The organism is Pseudonocardia sp., from assembly GCF_025465255.1.
Classification (GTDB): Bacteria; Actinomycetota; Actinomycetes; order Mycobacteriales; family Pseudonocardiaceae; genus Pseudonocardia.
In genome coordinates this window covers 1-15,804 of sequence record NZ_JAODNI010000189.1, presented here as the reverse complement: position 1 = coordinate 15,804, position 15,804 = coordinate 1, and the positions used below count along the sequence as shown (strand labels likewise).

At 73.4% G+C, this 15,804-nt stretch carries 16 protein-coding genes and 1 pseudogene; 8 read left to right on the top strand and 9 right to left on the bottom strand.

What is annotated here, in order from left to right; genetic code table 11:
- Both JWP64_RS22955 and JWP64_RS22950 read left to right on the top strand, forming a co-directional pair.
- Positions 1-370 (top strand): annotated as a pseudogene (locus JWP64_RS22955) (ABC transporter ATP-binding protein); the annotation flags it as partial.
- Positions 360-1,247 carry an ABC transporter permease gene (locus JWP64_RS22950; RefSeq protein WP_297500723.1) on the top strand — a complete coding sequence of 296 codons (888 nt, stop codon included), beginning with the start codon at positions 360-362 and terminating at the stop codon, positions 1,245-1,247. The pseudogene JWP64_RS22955 and the gene JWP64_RS22950, both read left to right, overlap by 11 nt.
- A gap of 13 nt (positions 1,248-1,260) precedes the next feature.
- Here the strand turns inward: JWP64_RS22950 and JWP64_RS22945 are convergent, their stop codons facing one another.
- On the bottom strand, positions 1,261-3,153 hold the full coding sequence (locus tag JWP64_RS22945; RefSeq protein ID WP_297500720.1) for an FAD/NAD(P)-binding domain-containing protein: 1,893 nt from the start codon (positions 3,151-3,153) through the stop codon (positions 1,261-1,263).
- Between the two features lie 398 nt (positions 3,154-3,551).
- Here JWP64_RS22945 and JWP64_RS22940 point away from each other — a divergent pair, with 398 nt between their 5' ends.
- From JWP64_RS22940 to JWP64_RS22930, 3 genes are all read left to right on the top strand, one after another.
- Positions 3,552-3,812: a hypothetical protein gene (locus tag JWP64_RS22940; protein WP_297500718.1), complete on the top strand. Its 261-nt coding sequence runs from the start codon at positions 3,552-3,554 to the stop codon at positions 3,810-3,812.
- Between the two features lie 115 nt (positions 3,813-3,927).
- Positions 3,928-5,088, top strand: coding sequence for a hypothetical protein (locus tag JWP64_RS22935; protein ID WP_297500715.1), 1,161 nt, complete (start codon positions 3,928-3,930; stop codon positions 5,086-5,088).
- An 80-nt stretch (positions 5,089-5,168) separates the two neighbouring features.
- Positions 5,169-6,257, top strand: a complete 1,089-nt coding sequence (locus JWP64_RS22930; protein WP_297500712.1) for an LLM class flavin-dependent oxidoreductase — start codon at positions 5,169-5,171, stop codon at positions 6,255-6,257.
- A 22-nt stretch (positions 6,258-6,279) separates the two neighbouring features.
- Here the strand turns inward: JWP64_RS22930 and JWP64_RS22925 are convergent, their stop codons facing one another.
- Together JWP64_RS22925 and JWP64_RS22920 are read right to left on the bottom strand one after the other, a co-directional pair.
- Complete coding sequence (locus JWP64_RS22925; protein WP_297500709.1) at positions 6,280-7,140, bottom strand: LLM class F420-dependent oxidoreductase; 861 nt, start codon at positions 7,138-7,140, stop codon at positions 6,280-6,282.
- A 115-nt stretch (positions 7,141-7,255) separates the two neighbouring features.
- Positions 7,256-7,651 carry a PaaI family thioesterase gene (locus tag JWP64_RS22920; RefSeq protein WP_297500706.1) on the bottom strand — a complete coding sequence of 132 codons (396 nt, stop codon included), beginning with the start codon at positions 7,649-7,651 and terminating at the stop codon, positions 7,256-7,258.
- A gap of 153 nt (positions 7,652-7,804) precedes the next feature.
- Between JWP64_RS22920 and JWP64_RS22915 the strand changes: the two genes are divergently transcribed.
- Both JWP64_RS22915 and JWP64_RS22910 read left to right on the top strand, forming a co-directional pair.
- Entirely contained in the window at positions 7,805-8,635 is an 831-nt protein-coding gene (locus tag JWP64_RS22915; RefSeq protein ID WP_297500703.1) for a helix-turn-helix domain-containing protein, read from the top strand.
- Positions 8,632-9,063 (top strand): VOC family protein, encoded by a 432-nt coding sequence (locus JWP64_RS22910; RefSeq protein ID WP_297500700.1) that lies wholly within the window; start codon positions 8,632-8,634, stop codon positions 9,061-9,063. Before JWP64_RS22915 ends, JWP64_RS22910 begins: the two co-directional genes overlap by 4 nt.
- Here the strand turns inward: JWP64_RS22910 and JWP64_RS22905 are convergent.
- From JWP64_RS22905 to JWP64_RS22880, 6 genes are all read right to left on the bottom strand, one after another.
- Positions 9,023-10,051, bottom strand: a complete 1,029-nt coding sequence (locus JWP64_RS22905; RefSeq protein WP_297500697.1) for an RNA polymerase subunit sigma-70 — start codon at positions 10,049-10,051, stop codon at positions 9,023-9,025. The genes JWP64_RS22910 and JWP64_RS22905 overlap by 41 nt on opposite strands.
- Positions 10,048-10,467: a glyoxalase superfamily protein gene (locus JWP64_RS22900; protein ID WP_297500694.1), complete on the bottom strand. Its 420-nt coding sequence runs from the start codon at positions 10,465-10,467 to the stop codon at positions 10,048-10,050. Before JWP64_RS22900 ends, JWP64_RS22905 begins: the two co-directional genes overlap by 4 nt.
- Positions 10,468-10,639: 172 nt before the next feature.
- Positions 10,640-11,584, bottom strand: coding sequence for an alpha/beta hydrolase (locus tag JWP64_RS22895; RefSeq protein WP_297500691.1), 945 nt, complete (start codon positions 11,582-11,584; stop codon positions 10,640-10,642).
- Between the two features lies 1 nt (position 11,585).
- Complete coding sequence (locus JWP64_RS22890; protein ID WP_297500688.1) at positions 11,586-12,380, bottom strand: alpha/beta fold hydrolase; 795 nt, start codon at positions 12,378-12,380, stop codon at positions 11,586-11,588.
- Positions 12,377-13,663 carry an LLM class flavin-dependent oxidoreductase gene (locus JWP64_RS22885; protein WP_297500685.1) on the bottom strand — a complete coding sequence of 429 codons (1,287 nt, stop codon included), beginning with the start codon at positions 13,661-13,663 and terminating at the stop codon, positions 12,377-12,379. Before JWP64_RS22885 ends, JWP64_RS22890 begins: the two co-directional genes overlap by 4 nt.
- A gap of 70 nt (positions 13,664-13,733) precedes the next feature.
- The gene (locus tag JWP64_RS22880) at positions 13,734-14,744 is read right to left on the bottom strand and encodes a helix-turn-helix domain-containing protein (protein ID WP_297500683.1); all 1,011 of its coding nucleotides are present in this window, start codon (positions 14,742-14,744) and stop codon (positions 13,734-13,736) included.
- Positions 14,745-14,872: 128 nt separating this feature from the next.
- Between JWP64_RS22880 and JWP64_RS22875 the strand changes: the two genes are divergently transcribed.
- Positions 14,873-15,649: an enoyl-CoA hydratase-related protein gene (locus tag JWP64_RS22875; RefSeq protein WP_297500680.1), complete on the top strand. Its 777-nt coding sequence runs from the start codon at positions 14,873-14,875 to the stop codon at positions 15,647-15,649.
- Positions 15,650-15,804 lie beyond the last annotated feature (155 nt).

The following is a 15,804-nucleotide window of genomic DNA, read 5'->3' as shown; positions in this document are numbered from 1 at the left end:
GCACGAGCTCTCCGGCGGGATGCGCCAGCGCGTCTCCCTGGCTCGGGCTCTCGCCGCGGCGACCACCGAGGAGGGCGGCTCCGGCCTGCTCCTGATGGACGAGCCCTTCGCGGCGCTCGACGCGATCACCCGCGACGTGCTGCAGGGCGAGCTCCTGCGCGTCTGGGAGGCGACCGGGACGACCATCCTGTTCGTCACCCACGACGTCCGGGAGGCCGTCCGGCTGGCCCAGCGGGTCGTGCTGCTGTCGTCGCGGCCCGGCAGGGTCGTCGGCGAATGGGACGTCGACGCGGCGCACGGGCACGGCGAGGAGCTGCACGACGAGATCACCGGCCGGCTGCGACAGGTCATCACCAGCCATGCCGCCTGAGACCCCGACCGTCACCCCGCAGAACGACTCCGCCGCGGCGCTCGCGGGCCTGGACGCGCTCGACACCCCCACGGAGAACCGCCGCCCGTGGTGGCGGAAGGCGCTGACCACCGGCCTGCCGCCGGTCGTCGCCCTCGTGCTCGCCGTCGTCGTCTGGCAGGCGCTCTGGGCGTCCGCGATCTGGCCGGAGTTCAAGCTCCCCGCCCCGATCGCGGTGTGGGAGTCGTTCGCGGCGCGGCTCGTGACCGGCGAGATCTGGTCGATCCTGTGGACCTCGATCAGCCGGGCGTTCCTCGGCTTCGCGATCGCGCTGGTGATCGCGACCCCGCTCGGCCTGCTGGTGGCGAAGGTCAAGGTCGTGCGCTCCGCGATCGGGCCGCTGCTCTCGGGCCTGCAGAGCCTGCCGTCGGTCGCGTGGGTCCCGGCGGCCATCCTCTGGTTCGGCCTCACCGACGCGACGATCTACTTCGTCGTCCTGCTGGGTTCGGTGCCGTCGATCGCGAACGGGCTGGTCTCCGGCATCGACCAGATCCCGCCGATCCTGCCGCGGGTCGGGAAGGTCCTCGGCGCCCGCGGGCTCACCAGCGCCCGCCACGTGCTGCTGCCCGCCGCGTTGCCGGGATACCTCTCCGGCTGCAAGCAGGGATGGGCCTTCTCGTGGCGCTCGCTGATGGCCGCGGAGATCATCGCCGCCGGCCCGCTGCTCGGCGTCGGCCTGGGCGCGTACCTCAAGCAGGGCAGCGACTACAACGACATCAGCGCCGTGTTCGCCGCGATCGTGCTGATCCTGGTGGTCGGGATCGGGATCGAGCTGCTGGTGTTCCGCCCGATCGAGCGCCGGGTCCTCCGCGCCCGCGGGCTCGCGCTCGGGGTGTAGAGGTCCGGGCGGCCTACGCCGCGGACGCCGCCTCGCGCGACGTCGGCAGCGAGTGCAGGACGGCGCGGGCCACCCCGTCGTTGTAGCGCAGGCTCTGCGCGTTCATCCCGGGCCGCGTGAAGGCCCCGGCGACCTTGACCGTCGTGTGCGGGCCCACCGCGAACCGGTGCTCGTTGGCGCCCCCGGTGGTGTCGATCAGGGCGCCGTCCGCCGGGCGCACCCGGATCAGCCCGGTGCGGCGCAGGACCGTGCCGTCCGGCTCGGTCAGGATGTCCTCGACCACCTCGCCGGCCCGCACCAGCGAGGCGAGCAACGGGTCCGACGTGCGGTCCGCGCTGGAGTCCGGGAGGCGGGCGTCGATCAGGATCGTCGAGGTGACCGGCGGGGCCCCCACGAGCGCGCCGCTCCCGGCGCGGAACCCGTCGTCGTCGACCTCGACCCACATGCCCGGGCCGAGGAACTCGACGAACCCGGCGCGGGACAGCGCCAGCAGCTGCCGGACGCGGAACCCGGGCGGCCCGCTCGCGACGGAGTTGAAGAAGCTCTGCCACCACGGGACGTCCCGGGCCCGGGAACGCGCCGACAGCACGTCGAGCCCCTGGATCCGGGTGATCTCGCCGTAGACGGACAGCATCGCGACGAACGCGCCGAGGTGGGCGCTGTGCGCGGGGTCGACGTGCTGCCGGAGGTCCTCGGCGATCCGCTCCCGCACGAGCGGCTGCAGCTCCTCCAGGGACTCCGCGCGCAGCCCGTCGAAGGGCCGGTCCAGGGCGGCGAAGTCGAGGCGGTGCACCGGGTCCGGGACGGCCTCGGCGATCAGCGCGTCCATCTCCGGGGTGCCCCACTCGAGCGCCGCGTAGCGTCTCGCGAACACCTCCCAGGGCATCCGCGCCGGATCGGGGTGGCCGGCGAGGAGCTCGTGGTACCAGCCCCACGCGATCTCCTTGGCCATCACCGGCCAGAGCTGTGCGCGGAAGTCGATCGGGGCGTCCAGGCCGTCGAGCGTCTCCGGGGAGAAGAAGCGCGGCAGCGGCGGGCGGCCCGCGGAGAGCCCGTAGTGGGCCTTCGAGTGATACGGCGCGCCCCGCGGGGAGCCGACGACCAGGCGCGGCTCCTCCCCGGACGGCACGTAGGTGAGCTCCTCGGTTCCCTCGAACCTGCCGCCCCGGCCCTCGAAGAGCAGCACCATGAGGTCGATGAACGCGAGCCCCATCCCGCGGACGACCACCGTCTCCCCCGGCTCGACGACGGACAGGTCCGAGTCCGTCGTCTGCTCCGGCGGGAGGTAGCGCAGCCCCGCGGCATCGGCCCGGGCCAGCATCTCCTGCTCGTCGGCGGTGGGGGCCGCGTCGAGGTGGCCGGACGCGAGGACGACCGTGTCGACGCTCAGCGGCGCCTCCCCCTCGAGCGCGACGACCTGACGTCCGCCCTGCTCGGACAGGCCGGTCGCGCGGGTCTCGTGCACGTGGACACGCATTCCCGCCGGGAGCGCGTCGACGACGTCGCGCAGCACCCGTGCGAGGTACTCGCTCTGCAGGCGCCGGCTCGGGAAGGTCGACGCGGTGACGGCGCGCAGCTCGTCCGCCAGGTCCGCGGGCCAGTCAGCCAGGTCCCCGGCGCGCTCCTCCTGCGCCCAGTCCCAGAAGGACGGGCCGGTGCGGATCGGGCCCTCGCACACCACGGACTCGTCCGTGTACATCGTGACGTCCGCGGCCATCGAGTTCATCGCGAGCAGCGGGGACTGCGCGTTGCGCCAGATCCGGCCCGCCCCCGCGGGGTACGGGTCGATCAGGTGGACGTCGAGCGCGGTGTCCGGCCGCAGCTCGGGCACGCTCGCGGCCAGCCGCTCGAGGATGCCCACGCCACGCGGGCCCGCCCCGACGATCGCGATCGCTGTGCTGTGCATCAACGCCGTTCCTCTCGCCGAATCGACAACCAGGGACGGCGCTGCCTACAGCGCGGCGGCGGTACGGCACAGATCGACGTGACGGCGCAGTGCCGGCCAGGTCGAGAGAGCCGCGGGGGTGTTCATCACCCTCGACGGTAACCCGAGCCCGGAGCATCCGCGAGCGATGCGGAAGGACGTCACGTCCCCGCACCCCACCCCGCCGGGCGACGCGCTCCGCGGCGTCACCGGGGGCGGGACGCCCCGGCCGTGGAGGGGGTTCGCCCCCGCCCAGGACGGGGGCGAACGGAGGGCGGTTGTAGGGAGCACTCGATCGTGCCGCGGCCGGATCGTCGGCAGAGTTCCGGTCATCGGGAGGGACGCACCGAAGGCCCTCCGAGACACCAGAGGAGAACGAGATGGCGGACTTCAAGAGCCACCACGACAGCAGCTACCACAACGACAGCGAGTACGACGACAGCTGGGAGGGCGAGGAGGACACCGACGGCACCGGTGACGACGGCGGGGACGACGGCGGCTTCCAGGAGACCAGCTGGCAGGACACGCAGGACGACGGCTCGGACGGCGGTTCCGACGACGGCTCCGACGACGGCTCGGACGACGGCTCGGACGACCACAGCAGCTCCTGGGACGACAGCTCGCACTACGCCTCCTACTGACCGGTTCCGCACCCCACAGGCGTTCCGGCCGGCCCGCGGCGGCATCCGTCCACGGGCCGGCCACGCCGCCCCCACGTTCCCCGCACCGCCTCGACACCGCCCCGGGAGGGCCACCATGCTCGCCACCGGAAACCCGGTCCTCGTCCCTTCCGACGACACGGTCGAGCTCCTGGACAGCGCTCTCGCGGGCGCCGAGGCCAACGACCGCCACGACCTGATCCGCCGGCTCTCCGCCGCTCGCCGCGCGGTGACCACGACGGACCGGCCGGGTCCCCGGCTGGCCGCGCTGCAGGGCGCGGTCCTCGAGGTCGGCCGCGCGGTCGACTCCCTCGGCGCCGACCTGCGGTACCGCCGTGACGCGCTCGCCGACCCCGGCCGGGCGGCACGGCTTCGGGCCGAGCTCCACCGGGCCCGGGCCTGCTCGGACGCGCAGCGCGCCCGTTCCCGCGACTGGTCGCCGGTCCTCGCCGACGGGTTCGCCGGGATCGTGTCCGACGCCGAGTTCGCGCTCCGGAGCCGCGCCCGCGCGGTGGTCACCGAGACCGAGCGGGCCCTCGAGTCCGGGGACCCGCGCCGCAAGGCCGACGAGATCGCAGCCGACCTGCGGCGGCGCCTCGTCACGCAGGCCGAGCAGACCCACGCCGACGCCCGGGCGGCGGTACGCGACGTCGCCGCGCGGCTCACCGCCCACCTCGACCTGCCCGACCCGCTCCCCGTCCCGGCCCTCCCGCTCCTTCCCCCCGCGACGCTCGTCGCCGCGCTGGCCGAGCCCGAGCCCTCGACCGTGGGCCGGCCCCCGGTCCCCGCCCGCCTGCTCACCGTCGTCATGCCCTCCTACGGCGGCGTGATGATGACGTTCGTCGTCCCCCGGTTCCTCGGCGTCCACCTCCCCCTCTGGATGCTGCTGACCGCGGCCCTGGTCGGCGCGCTCGCGCTGGGCGGCGCCGCCCTGACAGGGGACCGCAAGCGGGGACTGGACCGACGCCGCGGCGAGGCCCGGACGGCCGCGCGGATCGTCGTCGACGAGTTCCAGCTGGTACTCGGCAAGCAGGTCCGCGACGCCGTCCGGGGCGCGAGCACGGAACTGCGCCGGAACACCCTCGCCGCGCTGGCCCGCCGGGACGAGAAGACCGCCGGGCAGCTCGACGCCGCCCGCAGAGCCGCCGAGGGGCTCGGGCGGGTGCGGGCGGACCTGAAGGACATCGACGACGACCTCGCCACCCTTCGCTCGCTGCGGGGCCGCGCGCGGGCGCTGGCCGGCCCGCTCACCTCCTGACTGCACGCGGCCGGGAACACCCGCGCAGCTCCGCGCCTTGTGGGAAGTGGCCCGTCCCCCCGCGACGAAGGAGCACCCTCATGCCCGTCGAGTTCCTCGGTATCGGCGCCACCAACGACGGCACGGAGACCCACCCGCGGTCCGGGCCGGCGTTCGACCCCGCCTACACCCTCGAGCTGGCCCGCGCCCACGAGGAGACCGGCTGGGACCGCGTCCTCACCGCGTACTCGTCCGGCAGCGCGGACCCGGCGCAGGCCGCCGCGTACATCGCGGACCACACCGACCGGCTGCAGCTGCTGCTCGCGCACCGGCCGAACGTCTCCTACCCGACGTTCACCGCGAAGACCGTCGCGACGCTGGACCAGATGAGCGGCGGGCGCCTGACCCTGCACGTCATCACCGGCGGGAACGACCACGAGCAGCAGCGCGAGGGCGACGTCCTGCCCAAGGACCAGCGCTACGCCCGCACCCGCGAGGCCATCCAGATCATGAAGCGCGCGTGGACGGAGTCCGAGCCCTTCGACTTCCACGGCGAGCACTACTCCTTCGACGACTTCGTGCTCGACGTCGAGCCTGCCCAGAAGCCGCGTCCGAAGATCTCCTTCGGCGGGTCCTCGGAGGCGGCGTACCGGGTGGGTGCGGAAGAGGCGGACATCTACGCGCTGTGGGGCGAGCCGCTGGCCGGGACCGCCGAGCAGATCGCGACGATCACGCAGCTCGCGAAGGAGGCGGGGCGCCCGGCCCCGACGTTCCAGGTCGCCTTCCGCCCGATCCTCGGCCGCACCGAGGAGGAGGCCTGGGAGAAGGCGTACGCGACCGTCGCGAAGATCCAGGAGCGGACGGCCGGCGGCCGGCAGCTCACCCGCCGGCACCGGTTGACGGACCCGGAGAACGCGGGGTCGCAGCGGCTCCTCGCGATCGCCGAGCAGGGCGAGCGGCACGACCGCGCGCTCTGGACCGTGACGGCCGCGGCGACCGGCGGCGCGGGGAACTCGACGGCGCTGGTCGGCACGCCGGAGACGGTCGCCGCCGCGCTGATGGACTACTACGACCTGGGCGTGCGGATCCTGTCCGCCCGCGGGTACGACCTCGTCGCGGACGCCCGGGAGTTCGGCCGGGAGGTCATCCCGCTGGTCCGCGCGGAGGTCGCGCGCCGCGACGCGGCGTAGCGGCTCGTGCGCAGCGCAGCTGCTAGAACTCCGCGGCCGCCGGGACGACCTCGCGGCCCAGGACCCGGAGCGGTTCGATGTCCGCCACGTTCGGGACCATGCCCTGGATGTGCTGGACGCCGAGGGCCGCGTAGCCGCGGAGCTGCTCGACCAGGGCGGGCGGGTCGCTCGGGTCCAGGGGGCCCATGATCGTCTTCTCGATGTCGTCGTAGTTCCGGCCGACGTCGTCGCAGTGGCGGCGCAGGACGTCGAGCTTGTGCTCGAGCTCCGGCCCGGCGAAGAGGTTGCAGGCCTGCGCGTACTGCGCCACGAGCCGCAGCGTCTTCTTCTCCCCGCCGCCGCCGATGAGGATCGGCGGGTGCGGCTTGGTCAGCGCCTGCGGGTGGTTCATGGTGCGGCCCAGCCGGTAGTACTTGCCCTCGTAGGGGCCCTCGTCGTCGCTCCACATCTGCAGGCAGATCTGCAGCGTCTCCTCGAGCCGCGCGAAGCGCTCCGCGGTCGGCGGGAAGAACAGCCCCAGGCCTTCGGCCTCCTCCTGGTTCCAGGCGGCGCCGATGCCGAGCCAGGCCCGTCCCTTGGACAGCACGTCCAGGGTGGTGACGATCTTGGCCAGCAGCCCGGGCTCCCGGTACGTCACGCCGGTGACCCAGGTCAGGAGCTCGACCTTGGACGTGCGCGCCGCCAGGTAGCCGAGCGTCGTGTACGCCTCGAGCATGTCGTTCTCGATCGGCCCCACCGGGCGGATCTGCCAGACGTGGTCCATCACGCTGACCCGCGCGAACCCGGCCTCCTCGGCGGCGACCGCGATCCGGGTGAGATCGTCCGCCAGTGCCCTGGGCCCGTTCGGGTAGGTGAAGTCAGCGATGTGCAGTCCGAGCTTCACGATTTCTCCGTCTTCATCGGGTTCCGTTGCAGGATGAACGCGTTCCCGATCAACGCTAGCCCTGTTCCCGCGGCTCTGCCTGGGCCCGCCGTGACCAGGATCCGCCCCGGGCCGCTCAGCGCAGGACGGCCTGGGTCTGCGTCACCCGGCTCGCCAGCCGGCCCTTCGCGTCCAGCACGTCGACGACCACGACGATCGCGGTGCGCCCGCCGTGCAGGACGGTGGCGACGGCCTCGGCGTACCCGTCGGTCACCGGGCGCAGGAAGTGCGTCGACGACGACGTGGTCGCGGTCCCCGTCGCCCCGTCCGGGAGGTCGAGGAACGCGCACCAGCCGCCCGCGGCGTCGGCCAGGCCCATCAGCGCGCCCCCGTGCAGCAGGCCGCCCGACGTGCAGCGCTCCGGCGCCCAGTCCAGCCGCAGCCGCACCTCGTCGGCCGTGGCGGCCAGGGCGGTCGCGCCGAGGAGGGCGGTGAACGGCATGGCGGCGTGCATCTCCGCGGTGAGGGTCATGGGAGGACGGTCTCGCGCCGCCCCGTCCGCGCGCCATTACCTCCGACGTCATCGAATCGGCTCGCGCACCCGGCTAGCGTCGGCGTCATGACAGCCGTGCTGGCCGGGACCAGTGGGATGGCAGGGACCAGTGGGATGGCAGGGACCGGTGGGATGACGGAGACCGCCTTCGGGGGTCTGCTCCGCGAGTGGCGCCGGCGTCGCCGGCTCACCCAGCTGGACCTGGGCAACAAGGCCGAGGTCTCCGCGCGGCACCTGTCGTTCCTGGAGACCGGGCGCTCCCGGCCGAGCCGGGACATGGTGCTGCACCTCGCCGAGCAGCTCGACCTCCCGTTGCGGACCCGCAACGAGCTGCTCATGGCCGCCGGGTTCGCGCCCGGCTACACCCAGCACCCGCTGGAGGCGGCGGAGATGGGCGAGGTCCACCGCTCGCTCAACCGCCTGCTCGCCGCGCACGACCCGTTCCCCGCGGTCCTGGTCGACGGCCAGTGGGACATGATCGACGGCAACGCGGCGTCGGCGCTGTTCGTCGAGCTGGCGGACCCGGCGCTGCTGACACCGCCGGTCAACGTGCTGCGGGTCAGCCTGCACCCGCGCGGCCTCGCCCGGTACGTCGCCGACCTCGACGAGTACGCCGCGCACCTGGTCTCGCGGCTGCGCCGGCAGGTCGACCGCTCCGCCGACCCGGCCCTCGGCGCCCTGCTCGACGAGCTGGTCGGCTACTGCCGCGAGCTGGGCCTCGACCCGTCCGCGCACCCCCGCAACCGGGTCGTCCTGCCGCTGCGGTTGCGCCATCCGGACGGCGAGCTCACCTTCTTCTCGACGATCTCGGTGCTCGGCGCGCCGCTGGACGTCACCCTCGACGAGGTGGCGGTGGAGTCCTTCTTCCCCGCGGACGTGACCACCGCGGACTACCTCCACCACCGCTTCGCCGGCCGCGCCCGAACCTGGGAACCAACCGACGACAAGGAGCACCCCGGATGACCGACCGCCCGCCCTTCCACCTCGCTGTCCCGGTCGCGGACATCGAGGAGGCCCGCCGCTTCTACGGCGAGGTCCTCGGCTTCCCCCGCGGCCGCTCGTCGGAGGTCTGGACGGACTGGGACGTCCACGGCCACCAGGTGGTGACCCACCAGGTCCCGGGGCACACCCCGGCCGCCGCGACGGCCGGGCACAGCTCGGTCGACGGGCACGACGTCCCGGTGCCGCACTTCGGGGTCGTCCTCGGCGTCGAGGAGTTCACGGCCCTCGCCGAGCGGCTGCGGGCCGCCGGGACCCCGTTCGTGATCGAGCCCTCCGTCCGCTTCGAGGGCGAGCCGGGCGAGCAGCGGACGATGTTCCTCCTCGATCCGTCCGGCAACGCCCTGGAGTTCAAGGCGTTCGCGGACCTCGGCCGGCTCTTCGCGGGCTAAGCGGATACTCCGCCAGTTCCACCGGGAGCCCCAGCACCCCGAACAGCGACGGGCCGAACGTCGTGATCTCCGCGATCGCGTCGCCCTCGACCCGCAGCACGTCGAGCTTGAACCCGCGGAACACCGTGTCCCCGGGGCGGCGCAGGTAGCTGGCCGCCGCGGGCATCCGGTTGACGCCGGTGGGCAGCAGCCGCCAGTCCCCGTCGCGGTCCGGGCCGAACGCCCGTTCCAGCAGCGGCGCGACCATCGCCAGGCCCTCGAAGCACATCGGCTGCGGCGGCATGGTGATCCGGATGTCCTCGGCCGCGGCGGCGATCGCGGCCGCGGCGTCGCAGCGCTGGTGGGCGTCGATGAAGCGGTCGAGCAGCGCCCGCTCGGCCGTGCCGGGCTCACGCGCGGCCCAGTCGTCGCGGTGCGACGGCAGGTGCCTCCGCATCGTCTCCCGCGCCCGCTGCAGGGCACTGTTCGCCGCCGCGACGCTGGTGCCGATCAGCTGCGCCGTCTCCGCCGCGGACAGGCTCAGCACCTCCCGCGCGAGGAACGCGGCCCGCTGCCGTGGCGGCAGGACCTGCAGCGCGGCCAGGAACGCGAGCTCGATGGTCTCCCGGGCGACGGCGAACCCCTCCGGCTCGTCCTCGCCCGAGGCGATCCCGTCCAGCAGGGTGTCCGGGTACGGGCTGAGCCAGCCGACCTCGGCGAACGAGTGCAGCTCCGGAACCCGGCGGGACCGGGCCCGCGCCAGGTCCAGGCACACGTTCGTGGCGATGCGGTAGAGCCAGGCCCGCAGGTGCTCGCCGTCGAAGGTGTCCCGGCTGCGCCACGCCCGCAGGTAGGTCTCCTGCACCGCGTCCTCGGCCTCCTCGTAGGAGGCGAGCATGCGGTAGCAGTGCACGTGCAGCTCGCGGCGGTGCCGGTCCAGCCCCGCGTCCAGGGCCGTGCTCGTCGCACCGGGGCTCGTCGCGCCGGGGCTCATCGCGCCGGGGCTCATCGTGCCGGGGAGACGATCTGCTGCAGCGCCCACGAGTTGCCGTCCGGGTCGGCGAAGAACACGAACGACCCGTAGTCCGCCCCCTCGGGGTGCGGCCCCGGGGTCATCACGCCGCCCTCGGCGAAGTGCACCGGCCCGCTGTTCTCCACGCCCGCGGCCTCCAGCTCGGCGTGCGCGGCCACGATGTCCTTGACGACCAGGTGCGTGCCCTTCACGCTGCCCGGCTTCCCGTCGCCCATGCCCCTGCCGAAGACGATCGAGCAGGCCGAGCCCGGCGGCGTCACCTGGATCACCCGGAACGACTCGCCGGCCTGGTGATCCGTGTCCAGGCGGAAGCCGAGCTTGTCGACGTAGAACTCCCGCGCCTTCTCGACGTCGCTCACGGGCACGACGACGACTTCCAGCCTGCACTCCATGACGGCCTCCTCCTGCCCCGCGGGGCGTGTGCTCCGTGGCGGTACGGAGGATGGAACGACCGCGTGCGGGAGAACTCATCGGTGATCCGATGAGAATTCTCCGCGTCCGAACCGACGAGCGGCACCTCCGTCCCGGGGTAGGGGCGAGGGTGCCGCTCGTCAGCGCGGGAGGCTAGGCCAGCGCCCTGCGGAGCGCCGCCGCGGCATGGTCCACGGTCTCCCGGGCGGTGTCCAGCACCCCGCCCATCTGGAAGAAGCCGTGGATCATCCCCGGACACGGCAGGTACTCCGCCTCGACGCCCGCCTCCCGCAGCCTCCCCGCGTAGGCCGCGCCCTGGTCCCGGAGCGGGTCGTACTCCGCGGTGACGACGAGGGCGGGCGGCAGCCCGGACAGGTCCTCGGCCCGGCCCGGCGACACCCGGACGTCCTGGCCCTCGTCCGGCGAGCTCAGGTAGCAGCCGAGGAACCACTCGATCCACGCCCGGGACAGCAGCGGGCCCGCCACGTTCTCGTGCATCGACGGGCTGTCGTCGTGCCGGTCCGTCGCCGGGTAGACGAGCAGCTGGTAAGAGATCCGCGGGCCGCCGCGGCTCTTCGCCTGCTGCGCGACGACGGCGGCGAGGTTCGCGCCCGCGCTGTCCCCGCCGACGGCGAGCCGGGTTCCGTCGCCGCCGAAGTCCCCGATCTTCTCCGCCGCCCACACCGCGGCGGCGTACGCGTCGTCGACCGCCGCGGGGAACCGGTGCTCCGGCGCCAGCCGATAGTCGACGGACGCCACGACGCAGCCGGACCGGTTCGCGAGGGCCCGGCACAGGCCGTCGTGGCTCTCGATGTCCCCGACCACCCAGCCCCCGCCGTGGTAGTAGACGAGCGTCGGCAGTGCCGATTCCCCTCGGGGTCCCTCACCGGCGGGGACGTAGACCCGGATCGGGATGTCCCCGCCCGGCCCGGGCGCCGTCGTGTCCTCGGTGCGCGCGACGTCCTCGGGCTCCCCGGACAGCCCCGCGAGCTCCGCGAGCATCGCCCGGTTCTGCGCGACCGTCATGCTCTCCGGGGCCGGGGCGCCCTGCGCCGCCATCTGCGCGATCAGCGCCTCGACCTGCGGGTGGAGCGGCATCTCAGGCGTCCTTTCCGGTGAGGAAGCCGAGCACGGGCGGCACGACGGCCGCCGTCTGCTCGAGCGTGGGCAGGTGCCCGGCGTCCGGGATCGTGACGAGCCGGGAGTCCCGCAGCCGCGAGGTGAACTCCTCGGCGTAGACCGGGTCGACGAGCCGGTCCTGCTCGCCCCAGACGAGCAGGGTCGGCGCGGACACGCGGTGGATGCGCCGGTCGAGTCCCTTGTCCGGGATGGGCCAGATGAAGTGCAGGATGCTCGCCATCCGCATCGCGGCCTCGAACAGGGCCTGCGGGTCGTCCGCGGGCGGGGTCAGCGTCGCGGCCAGCGGGCTCGACGGGTCGGCCAGGACGAGCTCGACCAGCTTCTCGGGCGGCACGCCGGCGATGTCCGCGATCGGATGGTCCTCGCGCCAGAACCCGACGGGGGCGATCAGCACGAGCCGCGACACCCGCCGGGGGCTGTTCGCCGCCAGCTCGGCCGCGACCATGCCGCCGAACGAGTGCCCGACGACGCGGACGGAGTCCAGTCCGAGCGTGTCCAGCAGCTCGTCGTAGAACAGCACGAGCTCCCAGATGCCCGGGAGGTGGTCGAGGTCCTCGGACACGTTGCCGCCGGGGTGCTCGACCGCGTACACGGTGTGCTCGGCGGCGAGGGTGTCCAGGAACGGGTCCCAGAACAGCCCGCCCGCGCCGTGCAGGAAGAGGAGCGGTTCGCCGGTGCCGGCGACCAGCACCCGGGCCGCGATCGGCCCGACCTGGACGATCCGCTCGTCGACGGGGCTCTGCGTGGTCGTCATGCCTGCGCTCCCGTCGGCTCGGTGACGGCCCGGTTCGCCGCCCCGGAGGGCCACCATTCGTGGGTCCAGCCCTCGGCGTCCCAGACGTGCCGGATCCGGGGCATGACCTCCTCGGCGAACAGCGTGATGTTCTTCTTCGTCAGCTCGTGCGGCATCGAGCCGATCTGCAGCAGCGCGTGCAGGTTGCCGACCCGCAGGGTCTTCGCGACCTCGATCAGCCGGTCCGCCACGGTGGACGGGCTGCCGGCGATGATGAAGCCCTCCTCGTTGAGGGTCTTCCAGTTCTTCTCCAGCGCCGCGGCCGCCGCGATCGCGCCCGGCTGGTTCGTCTTGATCGCGAACTCGGTGCTCTTGCGGGTGCGGTAGCCCGGCGCCTCGAAGAAGTAGGGCGGGATGTGCAGGCACTTGTTGAAGAAGTACGTGACGTGCTCGAGATACTCCTTCTCCGCCCGTTCGTCGGTCTCGGAGACGCAGATCTGCTGGGCGAACCCGGCGCGGAACGGGTTCCGGTCGACGCCGAGCTCGTCCATCTTGGCCCAGAAGCCGTCCATCAGCTTCTTGCCGAACTTCGCGCCGAAGAACGAGAGGTAGCTGTAGGTGTAGTTCTTCGCCGCGGCCAGCTCCCAGGTCTCGACGGAGCCGCCGCCGGCCAGCCAGACGGGCGGATGCGGCTTCTGCAGCGGCTGGGGCCAGGGGTTGACGTAGCGGAGCTGGTTGTAGCGGCCGTTGAAGCTGAACGGGCCGGGCCTCGTCCAGGCCTGGGTGATCAGCTCCTCGGCCTCGCGGAACCGGGGCCGGGTCTGGGTGGGCGGGACGCCGTAGCAGAAGTTGACGTCCATCGAGGTCCCGACGGGGAAGCCCGCGGCGAGCCTGCCGTTGGACAGGACGTCGAGCATCGCGAACTCCTCCGCGACGCGCGTCGCGGGCGCGTACAGGGCGAGCGTGTTGCCCAGCACCATGATCGCCGAGTTGTTGGGGGTGCGCCGAGCGAGCGAGGCGGCCATCAGGTTCGGCGAGGCCATGAAGCCGTAGCCGTTCTGGTGGTGCTCGTTGACCCCGACGCCGTCGAAGCCGAGGCGGTCCGCGAGCTCCAGCTCGTCGAGGTTCCACTGGTAGTACTGCGCGACCTTCTTCGGGTCGCAGAGCTCCGTGTTCGGCGGGGTGATCCAGATGCTCTCGTACCGCTTCTCGAAGTCGGCCGGGAGATCGCGGTAGGGCATCAGGTGGAAGAAGATGGACTTCATCGTCTCGGTTCTCCGCATCGTCGAGGTGACCCGGGTCACTGTTGATCCTGCGGAGCCCGGACGGCGCGGGCATGCACATCCCTGCCGCGTCCGGGCCGATCCCTGCCAGCTACGGCCTACCGAGCGCGCCCGCCCGGTAGTCCGTCGGCGAGCAGCCGTAGTACGCCTTGAAGGCCCGGGAGAAGTGGCTGGAGTCCGCGAAGCCCCACCGCGCCGCGATCAGCGAGATCGGCGCGCCGCCCGCGCTCAGCTCCCTGCGGGCACGGGCGAGGCGGCGGGTGCGGACCAGGGCCCCGACCGTGTCCCCGGTCGGCTCGAACGCGCGGTACACGGTCCGGACGGACACGCCGTGGGCCGCGGCGATGCGGGCCGGGGTGATCTCGGTGTGCAGGTTCCCGTCGATCCAGGCCTCCATCGCGCTGCGCAGGGCCGGCGTCGGCGCGGGTGACGGCACGTCCGTGCCGGAGCGGATCAGGCCCGCGAACAGCTCGAGCGCGGCGTTGCGTGCAGGACCCGCGACCGCGGGCGGCAGCGGGTCCGCGGACGCGAGGACGTCGAGGTACCGGACGAGGAGCAGGGCGGCGGCCGACGACGGCGACGGCAACCCCGTGCCGACGGACCAACCCCGGCCCAGCACCTCGTCGAGGGCCGTGCGCCGGGCGATCAGCGTCCGCTTCGCGAACCGGCCGCGGACGGCGAAGCGGGCGGGCCGGTGGCTCTCCCAGATCAGCAGGCTGCCGGGGCGCAGGTCGGCCTGCACGTCACCGCGCGCGAGGAACTCTCCGCCGGACCGGGTCACCATGACCGCGACGAGGTCGTCGTCGGAGCCGGCGATCCGGGAGCGGCCGCGCATCCCGCCGCAGGGGTCGCACTCGGCGTCGACGAGCGCGAGGTCCCCGATCGCGCGCCGGCGGACGACGCCGTGGAAGGGACGCGGCGGCCGGTCCGCGGCGAAGCGCAGGCTCATCCCGACGTGGGTGTCCGAGACGATCCGTTCCCACAGCTCCTCGCGGTCGGACTCGGCCACGCCCGCGAGCGTGAACTCCTGCCGGCCCGCCGGCGGCTCGAACGGCGCCGCGGACGTGGCCACGTCCCCGGACCCGCGCGCGGTGATCGTCATCGCGTCCCTCCCGACCTCGTCGTCGAGCGAACGCCCATCATCACCCCCTCACGTACGTTCGTGAAGGACCAACCGGAGCATCGGACGCCGATCCCGGACGACCGGCCCGCCGCGTACCGTCCCGGGTCGTGACCACCGACGCTCTCGTCCGCCTCGACGTCTCCGGCGGCATCGCCACGATCACCCTCGACTCCCCCGCGAACCGCAACGCGCTCTCCGCGCAGCTGCGTCGCGAGCTGATCGCCCACCTCGACTCCGTGATCGCCGACGACGCGGTGCGGGTGATCGTGCTGACGCACACCGGGACCGTGTTCTGCGCGGGCATGGACCTCAAGGAGTCGAAGGGGGCGAGCGCGGAGCAGCAGGGGATCACGGAGGTCCCGCGCATCCTGCAGACCCTCTGGACGTCGCCGAAGCCGGTCGTCGCGCGCCTCACCGGGCCGGCCCGGGCGGGCGGCGTCGGGATCGTGGCCGCGTGCGACATCGCCGTGGCCGCGGAGAAGGCGACCTTCGCGTTCACCGAGGTCCGGATCGGCGTGGTCCCGGCCGTCATCTCGGTGACGGTGCTGCCGCGGCTGCTCCCCCGCGCCGCGCACGAGCTGTTCCTCACCGGCGAGACGTTCGACGCGGTGCGGGCCAGGGAGATCGGGCTGCTCAACAGCGCGGTGCCCGCGGAGGACGTCGACGCCGAGGTCGCCCGCTACACCGGCATGCTCGCCCTCGGTGCGCCCGGCGCCCTGGCCGGGGCCAAGGAGATCCTGCTGCGCGAGCATCCGGCGTCGATGACGGACGACTTCGCGGAGATGAACTCGTTGTCCGCCACGTACTTCGCCGGCACGGAGGGTCAGGAGGGCATCCGCGCGTTCGGTGAGAAGCGCAAGCCCTCGTGGGTCACCCCGGGCTGACGGGCACGGGGTTGACGGGAACGGGGCCGGTGCGCCGGGCGGAAAGCGCGTAGTAGAGCCCGGCGACCTCGTCGATCGGGAGCCGCGCGCCCTGGCCGGCCACCTCGACGACGTCGAGGAGGCCGTGGCCGTGCGGGAGCGCCGCGAACCGGGCG

Excerpts from the sequence above, each read along its gene's own strand:
- JWP64_RS22950 (WP_297500723.1), top strand. The coding sequence starts at position 360 with ATGCCGCCTGAGACCCCGACCGTCACCCCGCAGAACGACTCCGCCGCG.
- JWP64_RS22945 (WP_297500720.1), bottom strand. The coding sequence starts at position 3,153 with ATGCACAGCACAGCGATCGCGATCGTCGGGGCGGGCCCGCGTGGCGTG.
- JWP64_RS22940 (WP_297500718.1), top strand. The coding sequence starts at position 3,552 with ATGGCGGACTTCAAGAGCCACCACGACAGCAGCTACCACAACGACAGC.
- JWP64_RS22935 (WP_297500715.1), top strand. The coding sequence starts at position 3,928 with ATGCTCGCCACCGGAAACCCGGTCCTCGTCCCTTCCGACGACACGGTC.
- JWP64_RS22930 (WP_297500712.1), top strand. The coding sequence starts at position 5,169 with ATGCCCGTCGAGTTCCTCGGTATCGGCGCCACCAACGACGGCACGGAG.
- JWP64_RS22920 (WP_297500706.1), bottom strand. The coding sequence starts at position 7,651 with ATGACCCTCACCGCGGAGATGCACGCCGCCATGCCGTTCACCGCCCTC.
- JWP64_RS22915 (WP_297500703.1), top strand. The coding sequence starts at position 7,805 with ATGACGGAGACCGCCTTCGGGGGTCTGCTCCGCGAGTGGCGCCGGCGT.
- JWP64_RS22910 (WP_297500700.1), top strand. The coding sequence starts at position 8,632 with ATGACCGACCGCCCGCCCTTCCACCTCGCTGTCCCGGTCGCGGACATC.
- JWP64_RS22905 (WP_297500697.1), bottom strand. The coding sequence starts at position 10,051 with ATGAGCCCCGGCGCGATGAGCCCCGGCGCGACGAGCCCCGGTGCGACG.
- JWP64_RS22900 (WP_297500694.1), bottom strand. The coding sequence starts at position 10,467 with ATGGAGTGCAGGCTGGAAGTCGTCGTCGTGCCCGTGAGCGACGTCGAG.
- JWP64_RS22895 (WP_297500691.1), bottom strand. The coding sequence starts at position 11,584 with ATGCCGCTCCACCCGCAGGTCGAGGCGCTGATCGCGCAGATGGCGGCG.
- JWP64_RS22890 (WP_297500688.1), bottom strand. The coding sequence starts at position 12,380 with ATGACGACCACGCAGAGCCCCGTCGACGAGCGGATCGTCCAGGTCGGG.
- JWP64_RS22880 (WP_297500683.1), bottom strand. The coding sequence starts at position 14,744 with ATGACGATCACCGCGCGCGGGTCCGGGGACGTGGCCACGTCCGCGGCG.